The organism is Vibrio sp. 10N.286.51.E5 (assembly GCF_041469125.1).
GTDB classification, from domain to species: Bacteria; Pseudomonadota; Gammaproteobacteria; order Enterobacterales; family Vibrionaceae; genus Vibrio; species Vibrio crassostreae_C.
The window spans coordinates 126,937-144,107 of sequence record NZ_JBFRJZ010000045.1; the positions used below are offsets into that span (position 1 = coordinate 126,937).

26 protein-coding genes and 1 pseudogene are annotated in these 17,171 nt (G+C 43.7%); 24 read left to right on the forward strand and 3 right to left on the reverse strand.

Annotated elements, in window-relative coordinates:
- Positions 1 to 252: 252 nt before the first annotated feature.
- From AB4161_RS16675 to AB4161_RS16690, 4 genes are all read left to right on the forward strand, one after another.
- Positions 253 to 717 (forward strand): ASCH domain-containing protein, encoded by a 465-nt coding sequence (locus AB4161_RS16675; RefSeq protein WP_017059207.1) that lies wholly within the window; start codon positions 253 to 255, stop codon positions 715 to 717.
- Positions 718 to 847: 130 nt separating this feature from the next.
- Positions 848 to 1,342: an HAD family hydrolase gene (locus AB4161_RS16680; protein ID WP_065583633.1), complete on the forward strand. Its 495-nt coding sequence runs from the start codon at positions 848 to 850 to the stop codon at positions 1,340 to 1,342.
- A 121-nt stretch (positions 1,343 to 1,463) separates the two neighbouring features.
- On the forward strand, positions 1,464 to 1,844 hold the full coding sequence (locus tag AB4161_RS16685) for an STAS/SEC14 domain-containing protein (RefSeq protein WP_102321005.1): 381 nt from the start codon (positions 1,464 to 1,466) through the stop codon (positions 1,842 to 1,844).
- A 233-nt stretch (positions 1,845 to 2,077) separates the two neighbouring features.
- Positions 2,078 to 2,479 carry an NUDIX domain-containing protein gene (locus AB4161_RS16690; RefSeq protein ID WP_017059210.1) on the forward strand — a complete coding sequence of 134 codons (402 nt, stop codon included), beginning with the start codon at positions 2,078 to 2,080 and terminating at the stop codon, positions 2,477 to 2,479.
- A 53-nt stretch (positions 2,480 to 2,532) separates the two neighbouring features.
- On the opposite strand, the gene AB4161_RS16695 is transcribed toward AB4161_RS16690, so the two are convergent.
- A complete protein-coding gene (locus tag AB4161_RS16695) occupies positions 2,533 to 2,934 on the reverse strand; it encodes a YkgJ family cysteine cluster protein (RefSeq protein ID WP_102428720.1) in 402 nt (133 codons plus the stop codon).
- A gap of 208 nt (positions 2,935 to 3,142) precedes the next feature.
- Between AB4161_RS16695 and AB4161_RS16700 the strand changes: the two genes are divergently transcribed.
- The 12 genes and pseudogenes from AB4161_RS16700 (at position 3,143) to AB4161_RS16755 (ending at position 9,208) form a co-directional block, all read left to right on the forward strand.
- Positions 3,143 to 3,304: a hypothetical protein gene (locus AB4161_RS16700; RefSeq protein ID WP_012604036.1), complete on the forward strand. Its 162-nt coding sequence runs from the start codon at positions 3,143 to 3,145 to the stop codon at positions 3,302 to 3,304.
- Positions 3,277 to 4,002 (forward strand): pseudouridine synthase, encoded by a 726-nt coding sequence (locus AB4161_RS16705; RefSeq protein WP_372083670.1) that lies wholly within the window; start codon positions 3,277 to 3,279, stop codon positions 4,000 to 4,002. The genes AB4161_RS16700 and AB4161_RS16705 overlap by 28 nt, the downstream gene beginning before the upstream one ends.
- Before the next feature lie 65 nt (positions 4,003 to 4,067).
- A pseudogene (locus tag AB4161_RS16710) lies at positions 4,068 to 4,349 on the forward strand (glyoxalase); the annotation flags it as partial.
- 126 nt (positions 4,350 to 4,475) lie between these two features.
- Positions 4,476 to 4,775, forward strand: a complete 300-nt coding sequence (locus tag AB4161_RS16715; RefSeq protein ID WP_241910597.1) for a hypothetical protein — start codon at positions 4,476 to 4,478, stop codon at positions 4,773 to 4,775.
- 36 nt (positions 4,776 to 4,811) lie between these two features.
- Positions 4,812 to 5,282 carry a GNAT family N-acetyltransferase gene (locus AB4161_RS16720; protein ID WP_017070703.1) on the forward strand — a complete coding sequence of 157 codons (471 nt, stop codon included), beginning with the start codon at positions 4,812 to 4,814 and terminating at the stop codon, positions 5,280 to 5,282.
- A 77-nt stretch (positions 5,283 to 5,359) separates the two neighbouring features.
- Complete coding sequence (locus AB4161_RS16725; RefSeq protein WP_017061800.1) at positions 5,360 to 5,704, forward strand: VOC family protein; 345 nt, start codon at positions 5,360 to 5,362, stop codon at positions 5,702 to 5,704.
- A gap of 119 nt (positions 5,705 to 5,823) precedes the next feature.
- Positions 5,824 to 6,240, forward strand: coding sequence for a VOC family protein (locus AB4161_RS16730; protein WP_017061801.1), 417 nt, complete (start codon positions 5,824 to 5,826; stop codon positions 6,238 to 6,240).
- A 129-nt stretch (positions 6,241 to 6,369) separates the two neighbouring features.
- Complete coding sequence (locus AB4161_RS16735; protein WP_102321002.1) at positions 6,370 to 6,951, forward strand: HD domain-containing protein; 582 nt, start codon at positions 6,370 to 6,372, stop codon at positions 6,949 to 6,951.
- Between the two features lie 203 nt (positions 6,952 to 7,154).
- Positions 7,155 to 7,412 carry a hypothetical protein gene (locus AB4161_RS16740; protein ID WP_102393703.1) on the forward strand — a complete coding sequence of 86 codons (258 nt, stop codon included), beginning with the start codon at positions 7,155 to 7,157 and terminating at the stop codon, positions 7,410 to 7,412.
- 181 nt (positions 7,413 to 7,593) lie between these two features.
- Complete coding sequence (locus tag AB4161_RS16745) at positions 7,594 to 8,058, forward strand: DUF302 domain-containing protein (RefSeq protein ID WP_017066540.1); 465 nt, start codon at positions 7,594 to 7,596, stop codon at positions 8,056 to 8,058.
- Positions 8,059 to 8,317: 259 nt separating this feature from the next.
- Positions 8,318 to 8,833 (forward strand): adenylate kinase, encoded by a 516-nt coding sequence (locus AB4161_RS16750; RefSeq protein ID WP_372083671.1) that lies wholly within the window; start codon positions 8,318 to 8,320, stop codon positions 8,831 to 8,833.
- 132 nt (positions 8,834 to 8,965) lie between these two features.
- Complete coding sequence (locus AB4161_RS16755) at positions 8,966 to 9,208, forward strand: hypothetical protein (RefSeq protein ID WP_029235167.1); 243 nt, start codon at positions 8,966 to 8,968, stop codon at positions 9,206 to 9,208.
- 104 nt (positions 9,209 to 9,312) lie between these two features.
- Here the strand turns inward: AB4161_RS16755 and AB4161_RS16760 are convergent, their stop codons facing one another.
- Complete coding sequence (locus AB4161_RS16760) at positions 9,313 to 9,645, reverse strand: PBPRA1643 family SWIM/SEC-C metal-binding motif protein (RefSeq protein ID WP_017068336.1); 333 nt, start codon at positions 9,643 to 9,645, stop codon at positions 9,313 to 9,315.
- A gap of 255 nt (positions 9,646 to 9,900) precedes the next feature.
- Here AB4161_RS16760 and AB4161_RS16765 point away from each other — a divergent pair, with 255 nt between their 5' ends.
- From AB4161_RS16765 to AB4161_RS16795, 7 genes are all read left to right on the forward strand, one after another.
- Entirely contained in the window at positions 9,901 to 10,617 is a 717-nt protein-coding gene (locus AB4161_RS16765) for an HAD family hydrolase (RefSeq protein ID WP_102393706.1), read from the forward strand.
- 51 nt (positions 10,618 to 10,668) lie between these two features.
- The gene (locus tag AB4161_RS16770) at positions 10,669 to 11,052 is read left to right on the forward strand and encodes a nuclear transport factor 2 family protein (RefSeq protein ID WP_017061812.1); all 384 of its coding nucleotides are present in this window, start codon (positions 10,669 to 10,671) and stop codon (positions 11,050 to 11,052) included.
- Between the two features lie 71 nt (positions 11,053 to 11,123).
- The gene (locus tag AB4161_RS16775) at positions 11,124 to 11,855 is read left to right on the forward strand and encodes a glucose 1-dehydrogenase (RefSeq protein ID WP_004733853.1); all 732 of its coding nucleotides are present in this window, start codon (positions 11,124 to 11,126) and stop codon (positions 11,853 to 11,855) included.
- A gap of 93 nt (positions 11,856 to 11,948) precedes the next feature.
- On the forward strand, positions 11,949 to 12,581 hold the full coding sequence (gene catB, locus AB4161_RS16780; RefSeq protein ID WP_017063920.1) for a type B chloramphenicol O-acetyltransferase: 633 nt from the start codon (positions 11,949 to 11,951) through the stop codon (positions 12,579 to 12,581).
- A gap of 170 nt (positions 12,582 to 12,751) precedes the next feature.
- Entirely contained in the window at positions 12,752 to 13,003 is a 252-nt protein-coding gene (locus AB4161_RS16785) for a Rho-binding antiterminator (protein WP_372083672.1), read from the forward strand.
- An 8-nt stretch (positions 13,004 to 13,011) separates the two neighbouring features.
- Positions 13,012 to 13,245, forward strand: coding sequence for a hypothetical protein (locus AB4161_RS16790; RefSeq protein ID WP_017068340.1), 234 nt, complete (start codon positions 13,012 to 13,014; stop codon positions 13,243 to 13,245).
- A gap of 67 nt (positions 13,246 to 13,312) precedes the next feature.
- Positions 13,313 to 13,762: a GyrI-like domain-containing protein gene (locus AB4161_RS16795; RefSeq protein ID WP_372083673.1), complete on the forward strand. Its 450-nt coding sequence runs from the start codon at positions 13,313 to 13,315 to the stop codon at positions 13,760 to 13,762.
- A 223-nt stretch (positions 13,763 to 13,985) separates the two neighbouring features.
- Here the strand turns inward: AB4161_RS16795 and AB4161_RS16800 are convergent, their stop codons facing one another.
- Positions 13,986 to 14,576: a glutathione S-transferase gene (locus AB4161_RS16800; RefSeq protein ID WP_372083679.1), complete on the reverse strand. Its 591-nt coding sequence runs from the start codon at positions 14,574 to 14,576 to the stop codon at positions 13,986 to 13,988.
- Positions 14,577 to 14,749: 173 nt separating this feature from the next.
- Here AB4161_RS16800 and AB4161_RS16805 point away from each other — a divergent pair, with 173 nt between their 5' ends.
- Entirely contained in the window at positions 14,750 to 17,005 is a 2,256-nt protein-coding gene (locus AB4161_RS16805) for a peptidase U32 family protein (protein ID WP_372083674.1), read from the forward strand.
- The last annotated feature ends 166 nt before the right edge of the window (positions 17,006 to 17,171 follow it).

The following is a 17,171-nucleotide window of genomic DNA, read 5'->3' on the forward strand; positions in this document are numbered from 1 at the left end:
GTTACGAGCTATTAGTAACGAGATACTAAGAGCCAAAAGCACCGACTAAAGGTGCTTTTGGCTCTTCTTTCACTTTTTGGATCTCCTTGTACTGGCCTCGAAATCCTACCTATATTCTTCTTTCTCAGCCCACATTTTGATATTCACTCGGTTTACAGCTATAACCTGACTTGATAGGTTACTCCCAATGCAGCCAGATGCTTAATCTATAAGTGTTTATCGGCTCAACCTGATATTGAATTTGGAAAGATCATGGAAGAAAGAAGCAAAGCTTATCTTGATAGCTACCTCAACACATTACCAGCAGACGTTGCTTCGCAATACACCTCTTTTAGTGCCGACTATTACTGTGCTGATGAATACAACGCCAACCTCTGCGCCCAGTTAATTCTCAAGGGTGAAAAACAAGCGTCTTGCAGCCTTGAATATTGGTACAGCCATGAAGGCGAGACGAGACCAGTAGTTGGTCACTTGCAAGTCGTCACTGACTGGGATGGCAAGCCAGTTTGCATTGTAGAGATCACTTCAGTCTCACAGTGCAAATATAACGAAGTGACGGCGGAGTTTGCTGCTGCCGAAGGCGAGGGTGACAAAACACTCGAATGGTGGAAAGAAGCTCACTGGAACTTCTTCTCTCGTGAATGTGAAGAGCTCAAGATCTCACCAAGTGAAGACATGTTACTTATGTTGGAGCGTTTCAAAGTGGTTTATCAATAAAGGGTATTTTGTGTTTAGAAGATCGTGCTCCATAAACAGTAACAAGGTTGTCCATAATGAGCCTAACCGTCCGAGAAGTTTTTATAGGCTCGCTTAAACATTAGATAATTCATCGTATGCAGGAGGCAAGATGACAAAGCTAATCGAATTAACAGAAATAGTCTTATTCGACTGGGGCAATACGCTGATGGTCGATTTGCCAGACGCACAAGGGAAGATGTGTGACTGGGAAACCGTACAAGAAGTGAGTGGTGCTCGTGCATTACTGGGGGAGTTGTCGAAAACTCATCTAGTTTATGTTGCTACCAATGCTGGTGATTCCAGTAAAGACGACATCATTCGAGCCTTTGAGCGTGTTGGCCTGTCTCAATATATCTTGGGTTACTTTTGTAAGGCGAGCATTGGCTTTTCTAAGTTCGAGTCGGGGTTCTATCCTGCCATTATTTCTAAGCTCGGTGTTTCACCACAAGAGATCACCATGGTAGGCGACACTCTAGAGAAAGACATTTACCCAGCACTTGAAGCGGGTTTGCAAGCGGTGTGGTTGAACACGGAAGGTGCTGAGCTTAAGTCACAGCATCCAGGTATCGTACAAGTTCAATCCCTAAGCGAACTGTTGGAGTAGCGCGATTAACTCTCTGATATTAAGTTCAGATAAAGCGCTTGTCCGTTTTGACGTAAACCTCTCATCTCTTTGCTGTTTAATCCTCTAAGCTAACTCTAGTTTCTACTATGAGGGCTAGGTTATGAGTATCGAACGTCATGGAATATCGGTTGGAATTGAACGTGTTAGCGGTGAAACCATCGTTGTGTTTAAAGCGAAAGGCAAGCTTACACACGATGACTATCAAGCAATGATGCCAATTCTAAATACCACGCTAGAAGAACTCGATTCATCTGAACTCAAGATGCTGGTCGACATCTCCACCTTAACGGGTTGGGAGTTACGTGCTGCTTGGGATGATTTTAAACTGGGATTAGAGCTCAATTCTAAGATAGACAAGATTGCTATTTTCGGCGATAAAAGCTGGCAAGAATTCGCTTCAAAAGTAGGGAGCTGGTTTGTGTCCGGTGAGATTAAGTCATTCGAAGACCATGACTCTGCGCTTAAGTGGCTAGTCGATTGATACTATTCGCGGGCAGCTAGAGAGCAGTTCGTAAACATCGCCAATGACAGTTGATGAGCATTGTCTCGAACGCTGTCATTTTTCGTTTTGGTTATGATATTTCCTATTTGATTCAATAGAGTATATTCATTCCAGCGTGTAACATACCCAGGCTTTGTTTGGTCGTGACTAATAGAATAGCGCGGCCAGATTCAGTAATAACGAGAACTAAAACAGAAATAAGGTCTAACGACATGCATAAGGTAATTGATAAGCTGGCTTGGATATTCATCAAAGACGGCAAGTTGTTGATGGTGAGATCAAAAGGCAAAGAACTGTTCTATCTACCGGGTGGTAAGCGTGAAGCTGGCGAAAGTGATGAGCAAGCACTGGTTCGCGAAATCAAAGAAGAGATCTCAGTCGATTTAGTGCCTGATTCCATCAAATACGTCGAGACGTTTACAGGCCAAGCTGATGGCAAAGCGGAAGGCGTATCAGTGCAATTGACTTGTTATCTTGCTGATTATACAGGCGAACTGTCTCCAGATGCTGAAATCGAAGAGCTTAAGTTTGTTGATGGCAACGACAGAGCGGTATGCTCATTGGCGGCACTGGTTGCGCTTGATTGGTTAGAAGCGAACCAGTATTTGGCTTAAGGTTTTAGCGGCTACTAGCTAATACTGAAGATTGATCTTCAAAAGATCATCGCTTACGAATAGCTTGAAGGGCGGCTGTCTTTCATCAATAGGTCGAGTTTCCTTTGAGCTTTCTTCGTGTTTTGTAAATCCACCACCTCAATCATTTCACACTCATCTCGTACCATCTCATTAATCAGACTTGGATAGTGTCTGCAATCTTCTGGTCGGTCTAAGTAGATGCTGCATGTGTACTTGGCTTGAGCCTTGGTGTCTTTCGTCGGAACTAGCTCCAGAAAAGGGCAGCGAGTTAAACGTTCGCCAGATTCAGGGTCAAACCATATCTCGCTTCCTCGAACATATTCAAAGATGTCTGGGTTGAACAGCTCCCACAAATCGATCTCTTCTTGAGTCGCGGCAAGGTCGCCATCTCCGTATTTGATACAGCATTTTCCGCATTGATTACAATCTTTCATTATCGACTTCATAAGTTGGTGAGCTTTTATCATTTTACCACTGATAGCCGTGGCACGTTGACTTTGTTGTTCATGGTTAAACTGTTTCGGGAAGGGAGCCTAAAATAGAAGTACCTAATATTACTTTAACTACCTAACACCACTCCAAACAAGGCTGTAAACAGTGATACAATTTGCGCCTAGCAAGTTATTAAAACAAGGCATCAAAATGAGAACCGTATACACCACCGAAGGCGACATCAACGCAAAGAAACAGAAAGACGCATACCCAAAGTTGGCGCTATGTGATAACTGCGTTCGAGACTATGTGGTGATTGCTCAAGGCGAACGTACTTATAAGCCATGCGCAAAATGTGGTGCCGACGATTAATGCGCCTTGATAAATACCTATGTAAAAGCACTGAACTAACCAAGCCTGAAGCAATTGAACGCATCCATAATGGCGAGGTGAACGTAAACTGTGAGATTGTCACCGATGAATCGACTCAGGTTCATGAAAGCAACGCTATCTTGTTGAATGGCACGCCGCTTAAGTTGCGTGAATTTCGTTACCTCCTAATGCACAAGCCTGCGGGTACTATCTGCTCCAATATCGACGAAGTTTATCCCTCGCTGTTCAACTACATTGAGATAGACAAAGCATCAGAACTGCACATAGCAGGGCGCTTAGATGCCGACACCACGGGCTTAGTCTTGATTACCGATGATGGGCGCTGGTCATTCAATATCACACTGCCAACCAAGTCATGTAAGAAGGTCTATCGCGTGACATTGTCACGAGATATCAAAGACGATGTTGCTGATAAGTTCAAAGCGGGCATTCAATTGCAGGGTGAACAAAATCTGACGCGTCCGGCAGAGCTCGAAGTGATTACCAGTAAAGAAGTGCTGTTGACCATCACAGAAGGCAAGTTTCATCAAGTAAAACGAATGTTTGCTGCGGTAGGGAATCGAGTTGTTGGCCTACACCGTGAACAGATTGGTGATGTTCGTTTAGATGTTGAAGCAGGTCAGTGGCGTTATTTAACCAAAGCCGAAGTCGACTCATTTCAGCAGGGCTCTGAATAGACGCTGTAACCACTTAAAGCGTTAAGCGTGTCAGCACTGGAATATCAACACTATAAGGATGTAGGATGGAAAACCTCAAAGTCTCAGAAATTAAGTCTTTCGTACCCGCGAAAGACTTCGATTTATCTAAGCGTTTTTACCAGTCAATCGGCTTCGAAGTGATGTCTGAATTTCACGATATCGCCTATCTGCGTCACGGCAGTTGTGCGTTCCTTCTGCAAAACTTTTATGAACCTGCGCACTGTCACAATTACATGATGCACTTGCTGGTTGAAGACGTAAAAAGTTGGTATCAACACATCCAAAACTCTAATGTAGTGTCGGATTTTGAAGTTACCGTTTCCGATTGAGCTTGAATTTGTAACAGACTCGCGCGCATCTTCCCAATATCAAAACAATCCTTGGAGTATTTAGAAATGTTGTTTTCTAGTCTGTCTAAACCATAGGTTCATGGCTCCGAGTTATGTTCTGAACTGCTCAATTTCTTAACCGAGCATAAGAGTGATTTCGAAGAAAAGTTAATCCCTGATCTGTCATACATCGATGATATGGCACATGTGGTGAACGGTATCAAAGTCAAAGGCGTTCTCCACATCAATGCGAATCAATACCGACTTCAATATTCGTTTGATTGGGAGCTGTTTCTAGGCTGTTCAGATAGAAACGAAACCGGTGTAGAGAATGGAAGTGTTCTATTCACTCTTGAGGACGATAACGTTCTTAATATCAACTTCCCAAACTACGGTTCTCGAGACACTAGCGATGAGCTCTAGTCGGTTTTTCGTGCGTGTTATACAGAAGGAACAACAATGATAACTATCGAAAGGCTTGAAGATTCACATGTGGCGTTAGTTCAGGCCATCCAACTCGCCGATGAACAGGTTAAGTTCGCTGGTACAGCTGCAGAGTTTTTATTAGACGGCAGTGAAACGACGCACTTGCACGTGATTAAGTCTGATAACGAAGTTGTGGGTTTCTTTAAGCTGGATATCGCTTACGCAGAGCACTACGAATTCTGCCCTGAAGGAAGCATTGGCTTGAGAGCTTTTGTGCTTGATAAAAACCAGCAAGGTAAAGGTTTAGGAACAGGCACGGTGAAGGCTTTGTTTCCGTATTTAAAAGCGAATTACTCAGCGTATGAGTCGATTTACTTAACTGTGAATTGCAAAAATCCGGCAGCATTCAACTGTTATAAGAAAGGCGGCTTCGAAGATATCAATCAACAGTATTTAGGTGGCGCAGCAGGCCCGCAATTTATCATGCGCGGTCGAATTGCTTAGTAATAAATTATTGATGAGAAACACCTGCACAGCTGTATGCAGGTTGAGAGTCTTAAAGAACACGAGAAGGAAATTTGATGAAGGTTCAATATCTTGAAGTGGTTACCCCAGAGGTCGATGTCGTTTGTGCAACATACGCTCAGCTCTACAACGTGAAATTCAGTGGTGCAGATGTGAACCTTGGTGGGGCGCGCACTGCAAAGCTATCTAATGGCGGGGTAATTGGCATTCGAGCACCGCTTCGTGAAACTGAAGAACCAACTGTTCGTCATTACACGTTGGTTGAGGATATTCAGTCTGCAGTAACTGCAGCCGAGAAACTAGGCGCCGAAGTTGCGGTGCCGCCAATGGAGTTACCACGTCACGGGATGTGTGCCATTGTCATTCAAGGTGGCGTCGAGCTCGGATTCTGGCAGTTATAAATGATGTATACCTTTTAGATTGTGACGGACGAGATACTACGATTTATGATGCGACACCTAGTGTCTTTACCTGCTTCATGGCATCATTCCACGCAGCTAAAACCCCAACAAGGTATGTTATGAAACAGAATATTGTCCACATTGCACTCGTGGTAAAAGACTACGATGAAGCGCTTGATTTCTATGTAAACAAGCTTAAGTTTGATCTCATCGAAGACACGTATCTGCCAGAAGAAGATAAGCGCTGGGTTGTTGTTGCTCCACCAAATTCAACCGGTGTGAGCCTGTTACTTGCTAGAGCTTCCAAGCCAGAGCAACTCGATTTCATCGGCAACCAAGCTGGTGGACGCGTATTCCTATTCTTAAACACCGATGACTTCTGGCGTGATTACGAACGTATGACGTCTTTGGGCATTAACTTTGTCCGAGAGCCTAAAGAGCAAGGCTACGGCACCGTTGCTGTGTTTGAAGATCTTTACGGTAACTTGTGGGATCTGCTTCAGTTAAATCCTGAACACCCTATGGCTAACAGGTAGATAAGCTTAGCCCACAACCATCGGGTGTTGCGTATTACAAAATGTCGGTTCATTGGGAGTAACGCTTCTCTTTCGTTAGGTTAACCCTCCGCACCGCTAAATCATCAACTTAAGTTAAGGACGCTCATCGTGGAAGAAATCAAAGGCATTCTGCAATTCATGGTCGAGATTGAACAATTAAAGGATGTTCATCGACAGACAAAACCGGTTGGATTGGATCGATATGAAAACTCCGCTGAGCACAGTTGGCACGTCTGTTTGAGCGCACTCATGTTGAAAGACTATGCCAATGAAGAAATCGATATTACCCGAGTAATGAAGATGTTGCTGATTCATGACCTTGGGGAAATCGATGCGGGAGATACCATCATTTATGCCAGTGAAACCGAAGAAAACAAGCTCAAAGAGAGAAACTGCGTCGAGCGCTTGCTGAAATCATTGCCGAGCCATTCAAGAAGCGAGTATTTGGATTTATGGCTTGAGTTCGAAGCCGGTGAGTCACCGGAAGCTAGATTTGGTAAGGCGATCGATAGAGTGCCGCCTTTGCTTCATAACATCCATGGTGGTGGTCATAGCTGGAAGAAGCACAACATATCCAAAGACAAAGTCCTGACCTTCAATGGCGAGCGTATTTCTAAAGGCAGTCGTGCCTTATGGAAAGAGCTAGAAGTGCAGCTTGAAGGTGCTGCGGACAAAGGGCTATTAAAGTAAAAGTTAATTTCGTACCTAAGCGTAACAATAGCTTTAGCTGTTCAATGAGGGAAATCTCGATGGCAACTGATTCAAGATGCATGGCACTTACCTTGTGTCTCATTTCTTTCAAATAAAGATCTAGTGGACAACAATAAGTTCGAGAACCGAGTGATAAGTTGTTAGTATGCATCAACTTTATAAATATTGGTTGGCTTATATAAATGCTTGATAATAAGTATATTAAACATCCTTATCACTGCGAACAGTGTAACGCACTTACCCCGCACCTTGCTGTTAACGCTTCCGATGCTGAATCTAAAGCGGACACTGAATCTGAAAAGAAACAATGGAAGCTAGGCGTGTTGATGGAGTACCTGATGACGTTATTGTTTAAAGGTGACCATAATGTTCCCGGTTTTTACGTCGACAGTGATTACGAATACCAGTGTGAGAAATGTGGAACCAAATCGTGGCACTGATCGTGTGTTTAACTTTTGAAAAAATCCCCACCTAAACTGATGATAATAAGACGCATTAGAAAAGTGATCCTCTCTGCAAACTGAGAATGGAATCGCGTCTATACTGACATGGGTTACGTCGCTGAATTTGGAAGTGGCGCTATGAATGTAAGTTTGATTAGGTTAAACCTCAGAGGTGACGATGAAAAAATTACTACCACTATGCGCCATTTTACTCTCGGCATCATTTTCAGCTGCGGCTTCTGATGGTTTGATTAAATACCAAAGTAATTATTCAGTGAAAGAGACCGCTGACCGCTTTGAAGAAATCGCCAAGAGCAAAGGTTTGACCTTGTTTGCGAGAATCGACCATCAGAAAAACGCGAGTAAGGTCGATCTTGAATTGAGACCAACGGAAGTCATCATCTTTGGTAACCCGAAAGTAGGGACACCATTAATGCAATGTGCTCAAGAAGTCGCGATAGATTTACCGCAGAAGGTGTTAGTCACTGAGGATTCTAATAAGAAAGTATGGTTGTCTTACAACGATCCTAATTACTTGGTAGAGCGTCACGCGATCAATGGCTGTGACGAGGTCGTTAAGAAAGTATCGGGTGTACTAAGCAAGCTATCAGAAGCGACAGTGGCGAAAAAGAAAGCAAAATAACCAAGATCAATAAGCACTCATTAAGACTATTAATGGGTGCGATATGACGATGATATCGCCCATTAGTCATTGTGTTGACAACTAAGCAACAGTATATAAAAGTAGTTTTATGAAACTGAATTTAGCGCAATCTAACCAACGAATTATCATCATTCCATAGGAATGGTGTGATTGTTGATGCGCTTTGTTTATCGAACCCACCCGTAAGGTGGGTTTTTTGTCGCTGTCTTATGGGTTTTATCTGAATAGAGGAAGTCATATGAAAAAGATCGCGGTTTTTGGCAAGCCTGGGAGTGGAAAATCCACAGTCAGCAAGGCGTTAGCACTAGCTACAGGGATAGAGCTTCACCAGTTGGACTCTATTGTTTACAAGGCCAACGGAGAGTTTGTTGAACGTGAAGTATTTGAGGAGGCTCATGAGAGCATACTTAAGTCAGAAAGCTGGATCATCGATGGTTTTGGCCCTCTAGGCTCGTTCAACACACGTTTAGATGCAGCTGATACCTTGGTTTATATCGACCTTCCTTATTCAATTAGCTACTGGTTTGTAACCAAGAGAATGCTCAAAGGTCTATTCGTTAAACCTGAAGGCTGGCCTGATGGAAGTTCAGTTATAAAAGGCACGATACAAAGTTATAAGACACTAAAACTGTGTCCTAAATTTTGGAATGACGACTTTAAAGCGCAGTTAGAATTGCGCGCTAAAGAGAAAGAGGTTTACATCATCAGAAGCGTGACTGAATTGAATAACTTTATTCATCAACACGTCACTTAACAGTCGAGAGCTTACCTTTCTTTGAAACGCTTTAATTTGCTCATAACTTCATGAAAATATATAGATTTAACTCAACATGTGGCATATTTGCCATGTGTTGAATTTGTGCTTTGAGTTAAGGCTATAGATATTATGTATGGAAGTGAGAAGACGAGAGCGTTCTGCTGTAACTGTAAGGAACTTACACTGCATAGGTACACGATGTTCAGTAGCCAAGTGCAAAAGGCACCACAAGCTGAAGATAAAGAACCGAGCTTACTCCAACGAATTTTATCGGAGTTTCTATCTTTTGGTGTTACAGGTTCGGGCGCGACAGGTGATTACAAATGTACCCAATGTGGAACATATCTGAATACACCAGACAACCTCGACTGAGTTTGTGAGTTTGGCTTAGGCAAATAAAAACGGGAAGACCTCAATGATCTTCCCGTTAGATATTACTTAACTCATCGTGCTATTGGCAGTTTGAGTGAGAAGCCTTATGCACAGCACTTCTTGTATTTCTTACCGCTGCCGCAAGAACATGGGTCGTTACGGTTAGGGGTCTTTTCAAACGTCATCGTTTTTGGCTTGTTCAGTAGAGTATCAAGCTCGATGGTGTTCTCTTCTTTGTCTGCGTCGACTGTAACAGTAACGAAGATAGTATTTTCAGCGGCTAGTGCTTCAACTTCTGCTTTGCGCGCTTCAGTTTGAACCATTACAGCGATTGGAGATTCTTCAGTACCCGCTTTTACATCGCGGTTTACGTTGTAGCCAGCAAGAACGTGGTTCTGTCTTGTTTCGATACGGCCTTTGAAAAATAGTTTCGACATTGGGTACTCATTAAAAATGTTGAATGGCGCTATTTTTAATGGCGATAGCGCAATGGAGCGGGGATTATACGCATATATTGCAATTGATAAAGCAGTGATGTGAGCAAACGCAGTTTGGTTTTTACTTGCTAGTAACGGTTTGCGCTCTAGCTTTGTTCGGGTTGGATTAATTTTCAAATTCAAGACAATAAGGTTTCCCTCAACAGGGCTTCAAGTGATAAATTGAAATCGTCAATTTAAACAACGAGATACACCATGAAGTTAGATGCCATCCTGTGGGATTACGATGGAACCTTAGTCAATTCCGTTCCAAAGAATATCGCAATCACAAAAGACATTATCTCTTTAGTCGCACCACACTTGTCAGGTGACAACTTACCTAAATATTTGCTTAGCGAAGCGCTTTATCATGAAGCCAACCACGGGGCTAAAAACTGGCAAGCCTTGTATGTCGACTATTACGGTTTATCACACGATGAAATGTTGATCGCTGGTGGAATGTGGGCAGAGCATCAAGAGAAAAACCAAACAGCCGTTGCCTTGTTTGAAGGAATGGAAACCGTGGTTAATCAGTTTGCTCATCTTCCTCATGGGATCTGCTCTCAAAACTCTCAATTGAATATTCGTGGTGTGCTCGACAGTTATGGCATCGGCGATTTGTTTAAATCGGTCGTGGGCTATGACGATGTCTCGATCGGTAACCAAAAACCCCATCCATTTGGTGGTGTGAAATGTGTCGAGAACATATTTGGCGCCGATCCGACTAACGAGCTTTGTTTGATGTACATCGGTGACCATGAAGCGGACACACAGTTTGCTCGCAATATTGAAGCCGCGCTGGGTAAAAACGCAAAAGTGATTGCCGTTGCAGCAGGTTATAGCCGATCGAAACCTGAAAATTGGCAAACCAAGCCCGAATACATTGCTAACAGTGTCGATGATCTTTTAACGATCATTAGCAAGTACGCATAACGAAGCAGACATTTAAAAATCACCACACGTAAATAACTTTAAGGAAGAATAATGACACCAAAACAAGTGGTATTGGGATTTTGGGATGCAATGCGCAGTAATGATTTTGCAAAGGCAGGTGAATGGCTAACCGCAGATTTTGAAGGCTATTGGCCGCAGTCGTCTGAATTGACGTTAGGGCGCGACAACTTCACTGCAATCAATACTGAATACCCAGCCAATGGTGTTTGGGAATTCACGCTCAATTCGATTGTCTGTGAAGGTGATACGGTAGTCACGGACGTTTCGGTCACTGACAGTGTGTTGAAAGGCCGAGTGATTACCTTTCACACGGTGGTTGACGGTTTAATTCAAAAGCAAACTGAGTTTTGGCCAGACCCATTCGAAGCGCCGGCGTGGCGATCGCAGTGGGTTCAGATCGTATCGAACAATTAGTTTGTATCGATACGATCAGTTTGTCACGAACAATCAGGTTGCACAGAATAAGTAAACATTAGGAGGTTTCATTGAGCAAGGTAGTGATTGTAACAGGCGGGAGCCGAGGTATTGGCGCAGCGACGTCTAAATTATTGGCCAGTAAAGGCTATGCCGTATGCGTTAACTTTATACACAATGAGTCGCGAGCTGAAGATCTAGTGAACGAGATTCGCGAACAAGGCGGAACCGCGATAAGCGTGCGGGCGGATGTGTCTGTTGAATCGGATGTGAAATCTTTGTTTGAGATTGCTCGTAACAAGCTAGGCCCAGTGACTCATTTGGTCAATAATGCCGGGATCTTGTTTACCCAGTCACCATTGGTTGATATTGAATTGGATCGCTTTGAAAAGGTGATGAAGTCCAACGTATCAAGCTGCTTTCTGTGCAGTAAAGCCTTTATCAAACAAGCTGATGGCGCGGGTTCGATTGTGAATGTATCGTCTGCCGCTTCTCGCACAGGTGCACCGTTTGAGTATGTGGATTACGCAGCATCCAAAGGTGCGATGGATTCACTGACCAAAGGCTTATCGCTTGAATTGGCTTCACGCAATATCCGAGTGAATGGTGTAAGGCCAGGTTGTATCTACACTGAAATGCACGCAGACGGCGGAGAGCCTGATCGCGTAGACAGACTAGCTTCGCAGTTACCATTACAACGAGGTGGCACGCCAGAAGAGGTCGCTAACTCTATCGCGTGGTTACTGTCAGACGAAGCTTCTTATGTAACCGGCTCATTTATTGATATTGCGGGCGGTCGATAGGGCACGTTGGCCTTTACACTAATATAAACAAGTTACAACCATCAACACGCAACAAAAGTACCTAACTAAAAGAACGAAACTAAGAGTACAACCATGAAAAACTATTTTGAAAGCCCGTTTGTTGGAAAGTCACTCAAAGAACAAGTGACCAACCCAAACATCATCGTGGGCGAGCACAGCTATTACTCGGGTTACTACCATAACCACAGCTTTGATGACTGTGCGCGTTACCTATTACCGGATAGAACCGACATCGATAAGCTGATCATTGGCAGCTACTGCTCGATTGGTTCTGGCGCCGTGTTTATGATGGCGGGCAACCAAGGCCACCAAAACCAGTGGGTGAGTACCTTCCCGTTTTTCTATCAAGACGATGAGAAGTTTGAAGGTGCGATAGACGGCTTTGAACGCTCTGGTGATACCGTGATTGGTAACGATGTGTGGATTGGTACAGAAGCCATGATCATGAGTGGTGTTAAGGTTGGTGACGGAGCCATCATCGCAAGTCGAGCGGTTGTGACTAAAGATGTCGCGCCATACTCGATTGTCGGTTCAAACCCAGCACGCCATATCCGTTATCGTTTCAATGAGACTGAAATCGCTCAGTTGCTAGAAATGAAATGGTGGGAATGGAGCGAAGAACAAATCAAAGGCGCAATGTCGCTAATGTGTTCTTCAGACATTGGTGGTTTGTACCATTATTGGAAAGGATTCTTGAAGCCTTAAATTGTCGTTCACAGATGAAATGTGAATGGTGAGAACGAGATTAAATTTAACAAATTACTCAATAATCTGATTATGGCAATGCGATTGTGATACGAGTAACTTATTGATTGTAAAGATATTGCATAGTATGGCGTGTCGCATTAGCGTGGTGGATGAATTGGAGGGGTATTATGATTAGTTGCAACGATTACGATTATATTGAAATTGTGTGCATGCACCGATACCTAATCAAGTTAACGCTGAAGTCTGGCGAGCAGATTGAATGTGTCGGGTTAGATACCCAGCGCAATGACAGCCGTGAAGAGTGCATTAAAGTCAGTACTCAAGGCGAGCAACAACTTGTCGTATTAACTCAAATAGCGACATTGGATGTCTGTGTCGACAACCCTCACTTTCAGCATGTTTCATTCAAAACGTCATAGGCTTTCAAATGAATAGAACCATAGAACAATGCTATTGCACCGCGTGCAGAGAAGAGACACAACATGTTGTTGTGTTGGTCAGAAAGACGAGTGCGTTTGCAGACAAACCTAACCAAAAGCGAAGTGAGTTTTGGGCAGGCATGATAAAAGGTTGGTTCCTTGGCCCGTTTGTCGCGTCAATGGATGAGTTTTCTCGTCACCTTGTCTGTGAAAAATGTGGCCATAAAGAGATACAAGATTAGCATCGTTATCTTATAAAACATTGGATTCAATACAGTTAGATCGTCAATTGGCTTAGGAATAGAACGAATGAAAGTTGAAACGATAGAAGCCGTAAAGGCGTATGGTTTTTCAGTAAGAACCACCAATACCGATGAGATGGACCCAGCAAGAGCCAAGATAGGGCAATTGTGGCAGGGCTTTTTTGACCAAGCATTTCCGAAATTAACACCGGATTCAAAAGTGTATGGCGTTTACACTAACTACGAGTCTGACTTTACGGGCGAATTTGATGTTATCGCGTGTACTAATGCACTTACGGATCAGAATGTTGATACGCTTGTAGAAACCGAAATACAAGCAGGTAAATACTTAACGTTTTCTGCTGAAGGTGAATTACCACAAGCTGTGATCGACCTATGGGGTGAAGTGTGGGCGTATTTCAGCGCTGCTGACTGCGCACATGTGAGAACTTACACGACAGATTTTGAACTATACAAAGGTGAAACTGAAGTCGAGATTTCGATAGCGATTCAGTGATCAGGTTAAAATGAACAAAAGGCTTAGCTTAGACTGTGTTTGCCAGTTAAGAGACAGTCGTTACCGGTAAAGAGACAACGGAATCCCAGTTAAGCCTTTGAATATCTGTTCTTTACAAAGAAGATACAGTGTCACGTAACTACTTTAATACCTAGAAATTATCTATTCCAGAATTCCCCTAGATCACCCTAGATACCCTTAAGTCACCCAAAATTCTCTTAAGTTATCCAAAAAGACAATCTTGCTTGGTTTCATTCCACAAAGGGTATTGCTTCATGACTTGGGTGTAGAGCTTACTTTCAAGGTGCGCTCTTAACCAACGTCCTACGTTTTGATATTCCGATTTCACAAACCACTTCTTTTCGACTCGCACAAACTGACTGACGAAAGGCATCACCGCAAAATCGGCCAAGCTTGGGATTTCTCCAAAAAAGTAGGGCTGATCGGTAAGTCGCACTTCTAACTGCTTAATGAAGGTTTCGCAGGCTTGTCGGCGTTGTTCAACATCGATGTTTCGGTAACGAACCGATGCACGATACCTTTCTAAGTGACCAATAAATTCTTCATCGTTGGTTTTAATGAGCTGCTGAACTTGTTCGCTAAGCGTTGGATTGCTTGAACGCAGAAGATCTTGAGGATCGTTCTGTTGAAGTGCCCAGTTCATCACATCCAAGCTTTGTTCAATGACTTGTCCGTTGGGTAACACCAATACCGGTACTGTCCCTTTTGGCGAGCTGGCTAATAGTTCGCTAGGCTTGTCTTTGGTAATGATTTCTCGAAGTAACACTTTTTGCTGTGATAGTGCGATGCCCATTCGTCCGCGCATTGCATAAGGGCAACGGCGCAAAGAATAAAGGATAGGTAGATCGGATTCGTTCGGCATTATTGAGGTCATTTAGTTTGAAAAGTGTTGTACGGTGGTAAAGAGATCGTGATGTGGGTAGAATACGCGGCTTAAAAATTATAAGTAAGTGAGCGACTTCAAAAATGAGCAGAAAAATTGAGTTATTAGCCCCAGGTGGCGATGTAGAAGCGATAAAAGCCGCCATCGTAGCGGGTGCTAATGCAGTTTATTGTGGTTTAGACACCTTCAACGCTCGTAACAGAGCCTCTAACCTATCGTTAGACGAATTGAATGGTGTGATTCGCCTTGCTCATGAATACGGCTGTGAAGTGTTCCTGACTCTTAACGTTGTGCTATTGGAGCATGAGACAAAGAGCATCACCAAGCTGCTGAACCAGCTTGTGAACACCAAAGTCGACGGCATCATCGTTCAAGACTTAGGTTTGTTCAACCTAGTGAAGAAGCATTTCCCATCGTTAGACGTTCACGCATCGACTCAGTTAACAACGCACAACGAAGGCCAGATTAAATTCTTGTCTAAGATTGGCGCAACGCGCGTTAACTTATCTCGTGAGTTGAACTTGCCTGAAATCAAGATGCTGACGGAAGTAGCACACGATCACGACGTATTAACCGAAGTGTTCGTACACGGCGCTCTGTGTATCGCATTCTCTGGTCAATGTTACTCAAGCTCAGTAAGTGTGGGTAACTCAGGTAACCGTGGTCGTTGTAGCCAAGCGTGTCGTGATGAATACGAAATCACCAACGCGGGCAACAAGTTCCCACTCAACCTGAAAGATAACTCAGCATACTACGACCTACCTGAATTGGTTGACGCGAAAGTCGACTCACTGAAAGTAGAAGGCCGCATTAAAGGCGCACACTACGTTTACACCGTGGTAGACACATGGCGTAAACAGATTGATAGCTTTGTAGAAAGTGGTTTGTTGATCGAAGACGATTCGAACCTACACAAAGTATTCAACCGTGATTTCACCAACTCTTTCCTAAAGGGCAACCTAACGAAAGACATGTTCATCGATAACCCGCGCGACAACAGCATGAACTACGCTGTTGAAAAAGCGACGGAGCAGAACAACGAAATCTCAGTTGTACAGATTCAAGAAGTGACCAACGAACTTCACCAAGCGAAAGACGTTCTTGGTAACGAAATGCGTGACAAGATCGAGTTCCTTGATATTCGCAAGACACCAGTAGCACTGTCGTTCAGCGCAAAAGTGGGTCAACCATTTACGGTGACTGTGAACACGCCAAAAGAGAACTTTACTCTTCAATCTAAATCGCTATTGAAAGCGGTTGAAGAGAAGGCGATTACTCAAGAGCTACTTGAGAAGCGCTTCAAAAACGTGAAGAGTGCAGTTCACACGCTAGAAAACCACGACTTCAGTGAAGTGGATGCAGGCTTGTTGATTCCTCTAAAAGAAGTTTCAGACCTAAAAGACGAGATCGACTTCATTCTGAACGGCTCTGTGGAAGTGATTAAGCACGTTGAAGTGCCAGCACTGCCTCAGCACCCTAAAGTGAACGAGAAGCCGACTATGTCGATGCTTATCGCCGATGTAGAAGACTTACACCTGTGTGACGTGACTGACGCGGATGTTTACTTCAAACTTCCAGAAAGCTTCAAGAAGCGTTGTAACAAGTACATCGACATCTTGGCAGCAAACCCACGTTTGATTCCTTGGTTCCCAGCGGTATTGATCGGTAAAGATTACGACGAAGCGGTTCGTATTCTTGAAGAGATCAAGCCAGCTCGCATCGTAACCAACAACACGGGTATTGCTTACAAAGCTTACGAGATGGGTATTGAGTGGGTTGCAGGCCCGTTCATGAACACGACCAACTCTCACGCACTGGTTACTCTGAAAGAAGAGCTGAACTGTGCAGGCGCATTCATTTCGAACGAGATCAACAAAGGTCAGATTCGTCATATTCGTCGCCCAGAGAACTTCAAACTGTTCTACAGCATTTACCACCCAATCTTGATGATGACCAGCCGTCAGTGTTTCTTCCAAAGAACCGTGGGTTGTAACAAGCCAAGCATCGAAGCAGGTTGTATGTTGAAGTGTGAGAAAGCGACCACGATTACCAACGTGAAAGGCATCTCTTTTGCGGTTGATAAACAGAAGGGTGGCTACCCAAGCATTTACAACCACGAGCAGTTCTTGAACCACGACGCAGTAACTGACTTCTCTGGTCTGTTCGACGAGTTCTTCATTGACCTAACCAACATCGGTGCAGGTTCTAAAGAAGTGAAAGACAAAGTTGAGCTTATCAAGCATTTCGAAGCGCTACTGAACGGCGTTGAAGGTTCACAACAGAACCTAGAGCAGATGGTTGAAGTTCGAACTAATGCTCAGTACGTGCAAGGTCTATAGCGTACAAGGTTTATAGGGTTCAATGTCTATGGGCTGTAAGGCTTATAGCTTCTAACGCAAAGAGCGTTCAAGGTTTATAACGCTCAACCGCTTATAAGCACTCTGAACCAATAAACAAAAGGCCACTCAATCGAGTGGCCTTTTTAATGGTGCGCCGAGCATGGCG

Bases quoted from the DNA above. Each gene is read 5' to 3' on its own strand.
- AB4161_RS16685 (WP_102321005.1), top strand. From the start codon at position 1,464: ATGAGTATCGAACGTCATGGAATATCGGTTGGAATTGAACGTGTTAGC.
- catB (WP_017063920.1), top strand. From the start codon at position 11,949: ATGAAAAACTATTTTGAAAGCCCGTTTGTTGGAAAGTCACTCAAAGAA.
- AB4161_RS16750 (WP_372083671.1), top strand. From the start codon at position 8,318: ATGAAAAAGATCGCGGTTTTTGGCAAGCCTGGGAGTGGAAAATCCACA.
- AB4161_RS16785 (WP_372083672.1), top strand. From the start codon at position 12,752: ATGATTAGTTGCAACGATTACGATTATATTGAAATTGTGTGCATGCAC.
- AB4161_RS16745 (WP_017066540.1), top strand. From the start codon at position 7,594: ATGAAAAAATTACTACCACTATGCGCCATTTTACTCTCGGCATCATTT.
- AB4161_RS16740 (WP_102393703.1), top strand. From the start codon at position 7,155: ATGCTTGATAATAAGTATATTAAACATCCTTATCACTGCGAACAGTGT.
- AB4161_RS16770 (WP_017061812.1), top strand. From the start codon at position 10,669: ATGACACCAAAACAAGTGGTATTGGGATTTTGGGATGCAATGCGCAGT.
- AB4161_RS16700 (WP_012604036.1), top strand. From the start codon at position 3,143: ATGAGAACCGTATACACCACCGAAGGCGACATCAACGCAAAGAAACAG.
- AB4161_RS16790 (WP_017068340.1), top strand. From the start codon at position 13,012: ATGAATAGAACCATAGAACAATGCTATTGCACCGCGTGCAGAGAAGAG.
- AB4161_RS16680 (WP_065583633.1), top strand. From the start codon at position 848: ATGACAAAGCTAATCGAATTAACAGAAATAGTCTTATTCGACTGGGGC.
- AB4161_RS16690 (WP_017059210.1), top strand. From the start codon at position 2,078: ATGCATAAGGTAATTGATAAGCTGGCTTGGATATTCATCAAAGACGGC.
- AB4161_RS16720 (WP_017070703.1), top strand. From the start codon at position 4,812: ATGATAACTATCGAAAGGCTTGAAGATTCACATGTGGCGTTAGTTCAG.
- AB4161_RS16725 (WP_017061800.1), top strand. From the start codon at position 5,360: ATGAAGGTTCAATATCTTGAAGTGGTTACCCCAGAGGTCGATGTCGTT.
- AB4161_RS16730 (WP_017061801.1), top strand. From the start codon at position 5,824: ATGAAACAGAATATTGTCCACATTGCACTCGTGGTAAAAGACTACGAT.
- AB4161_RS16760 (WP_017068336.1), bottom strand. From the start codon at position 9,645: ATGTCGAAACTATTTTTCAAAGGCCGTATCGAAACAAGACAGAACCAC.
- AB4161_RS16765 (WP_102393706.1), top strand. From the start codon at position 9,901: ATGAAGTTAGATGCCATCCTGTGGGATTACGATGGAACCTTAGTCAAT.
- AB4161_RS16695 (WP_102428720.1), bottom strand. From the start codon at position 2,934: ATGAAAGATTGTAATCAATGCGGAAAATGCTGTATCAAATACGGAGAT.
- AB4161_RS16795 (WP_372083673.1), top strand. From the start codon at position 13,313: ATGAAAGTTGAAACGATAGAAGCCGTAAAGGCGTATGGTTTTTCAGTA.
- AB4161_RS16805 (WP_372083674.1), top strand. From the start codon at position 14,750: ATGAGCAGAAAAATTGAGTTATTAGCCCCAGGTGGCGATGTAGAAGCG.
- AB4161_RS16800 (WP_372083679.1), bottom strand. From the start codon at position 14,576: ATGGGCATCGCACTATCACAGCAAAAAGTGTTACTTCGAGAAATCATT.
- AB4161_RS16705 (WP_372083670.1), top strand. From the start codon at position 3,277: ATGCGCAAAATGTGGTGCCGACGATTAATGCGCCTTGATAAATACCTA.
- AB4161_RS16755 (WP_029235167.1), top strand. From the start codon at position 8,966: ATGTATGGAAGTGAGAAGACGAGAGCGTTCTGCTGTAACTGTAAGGAA.
- AB4161_RS16675 (WP_017059207.1), top strand. From the start codon at position 253: ATGGAAGAAAGAAGCAAAGCTTATCTTGATAGCTACCTCAACACATTA.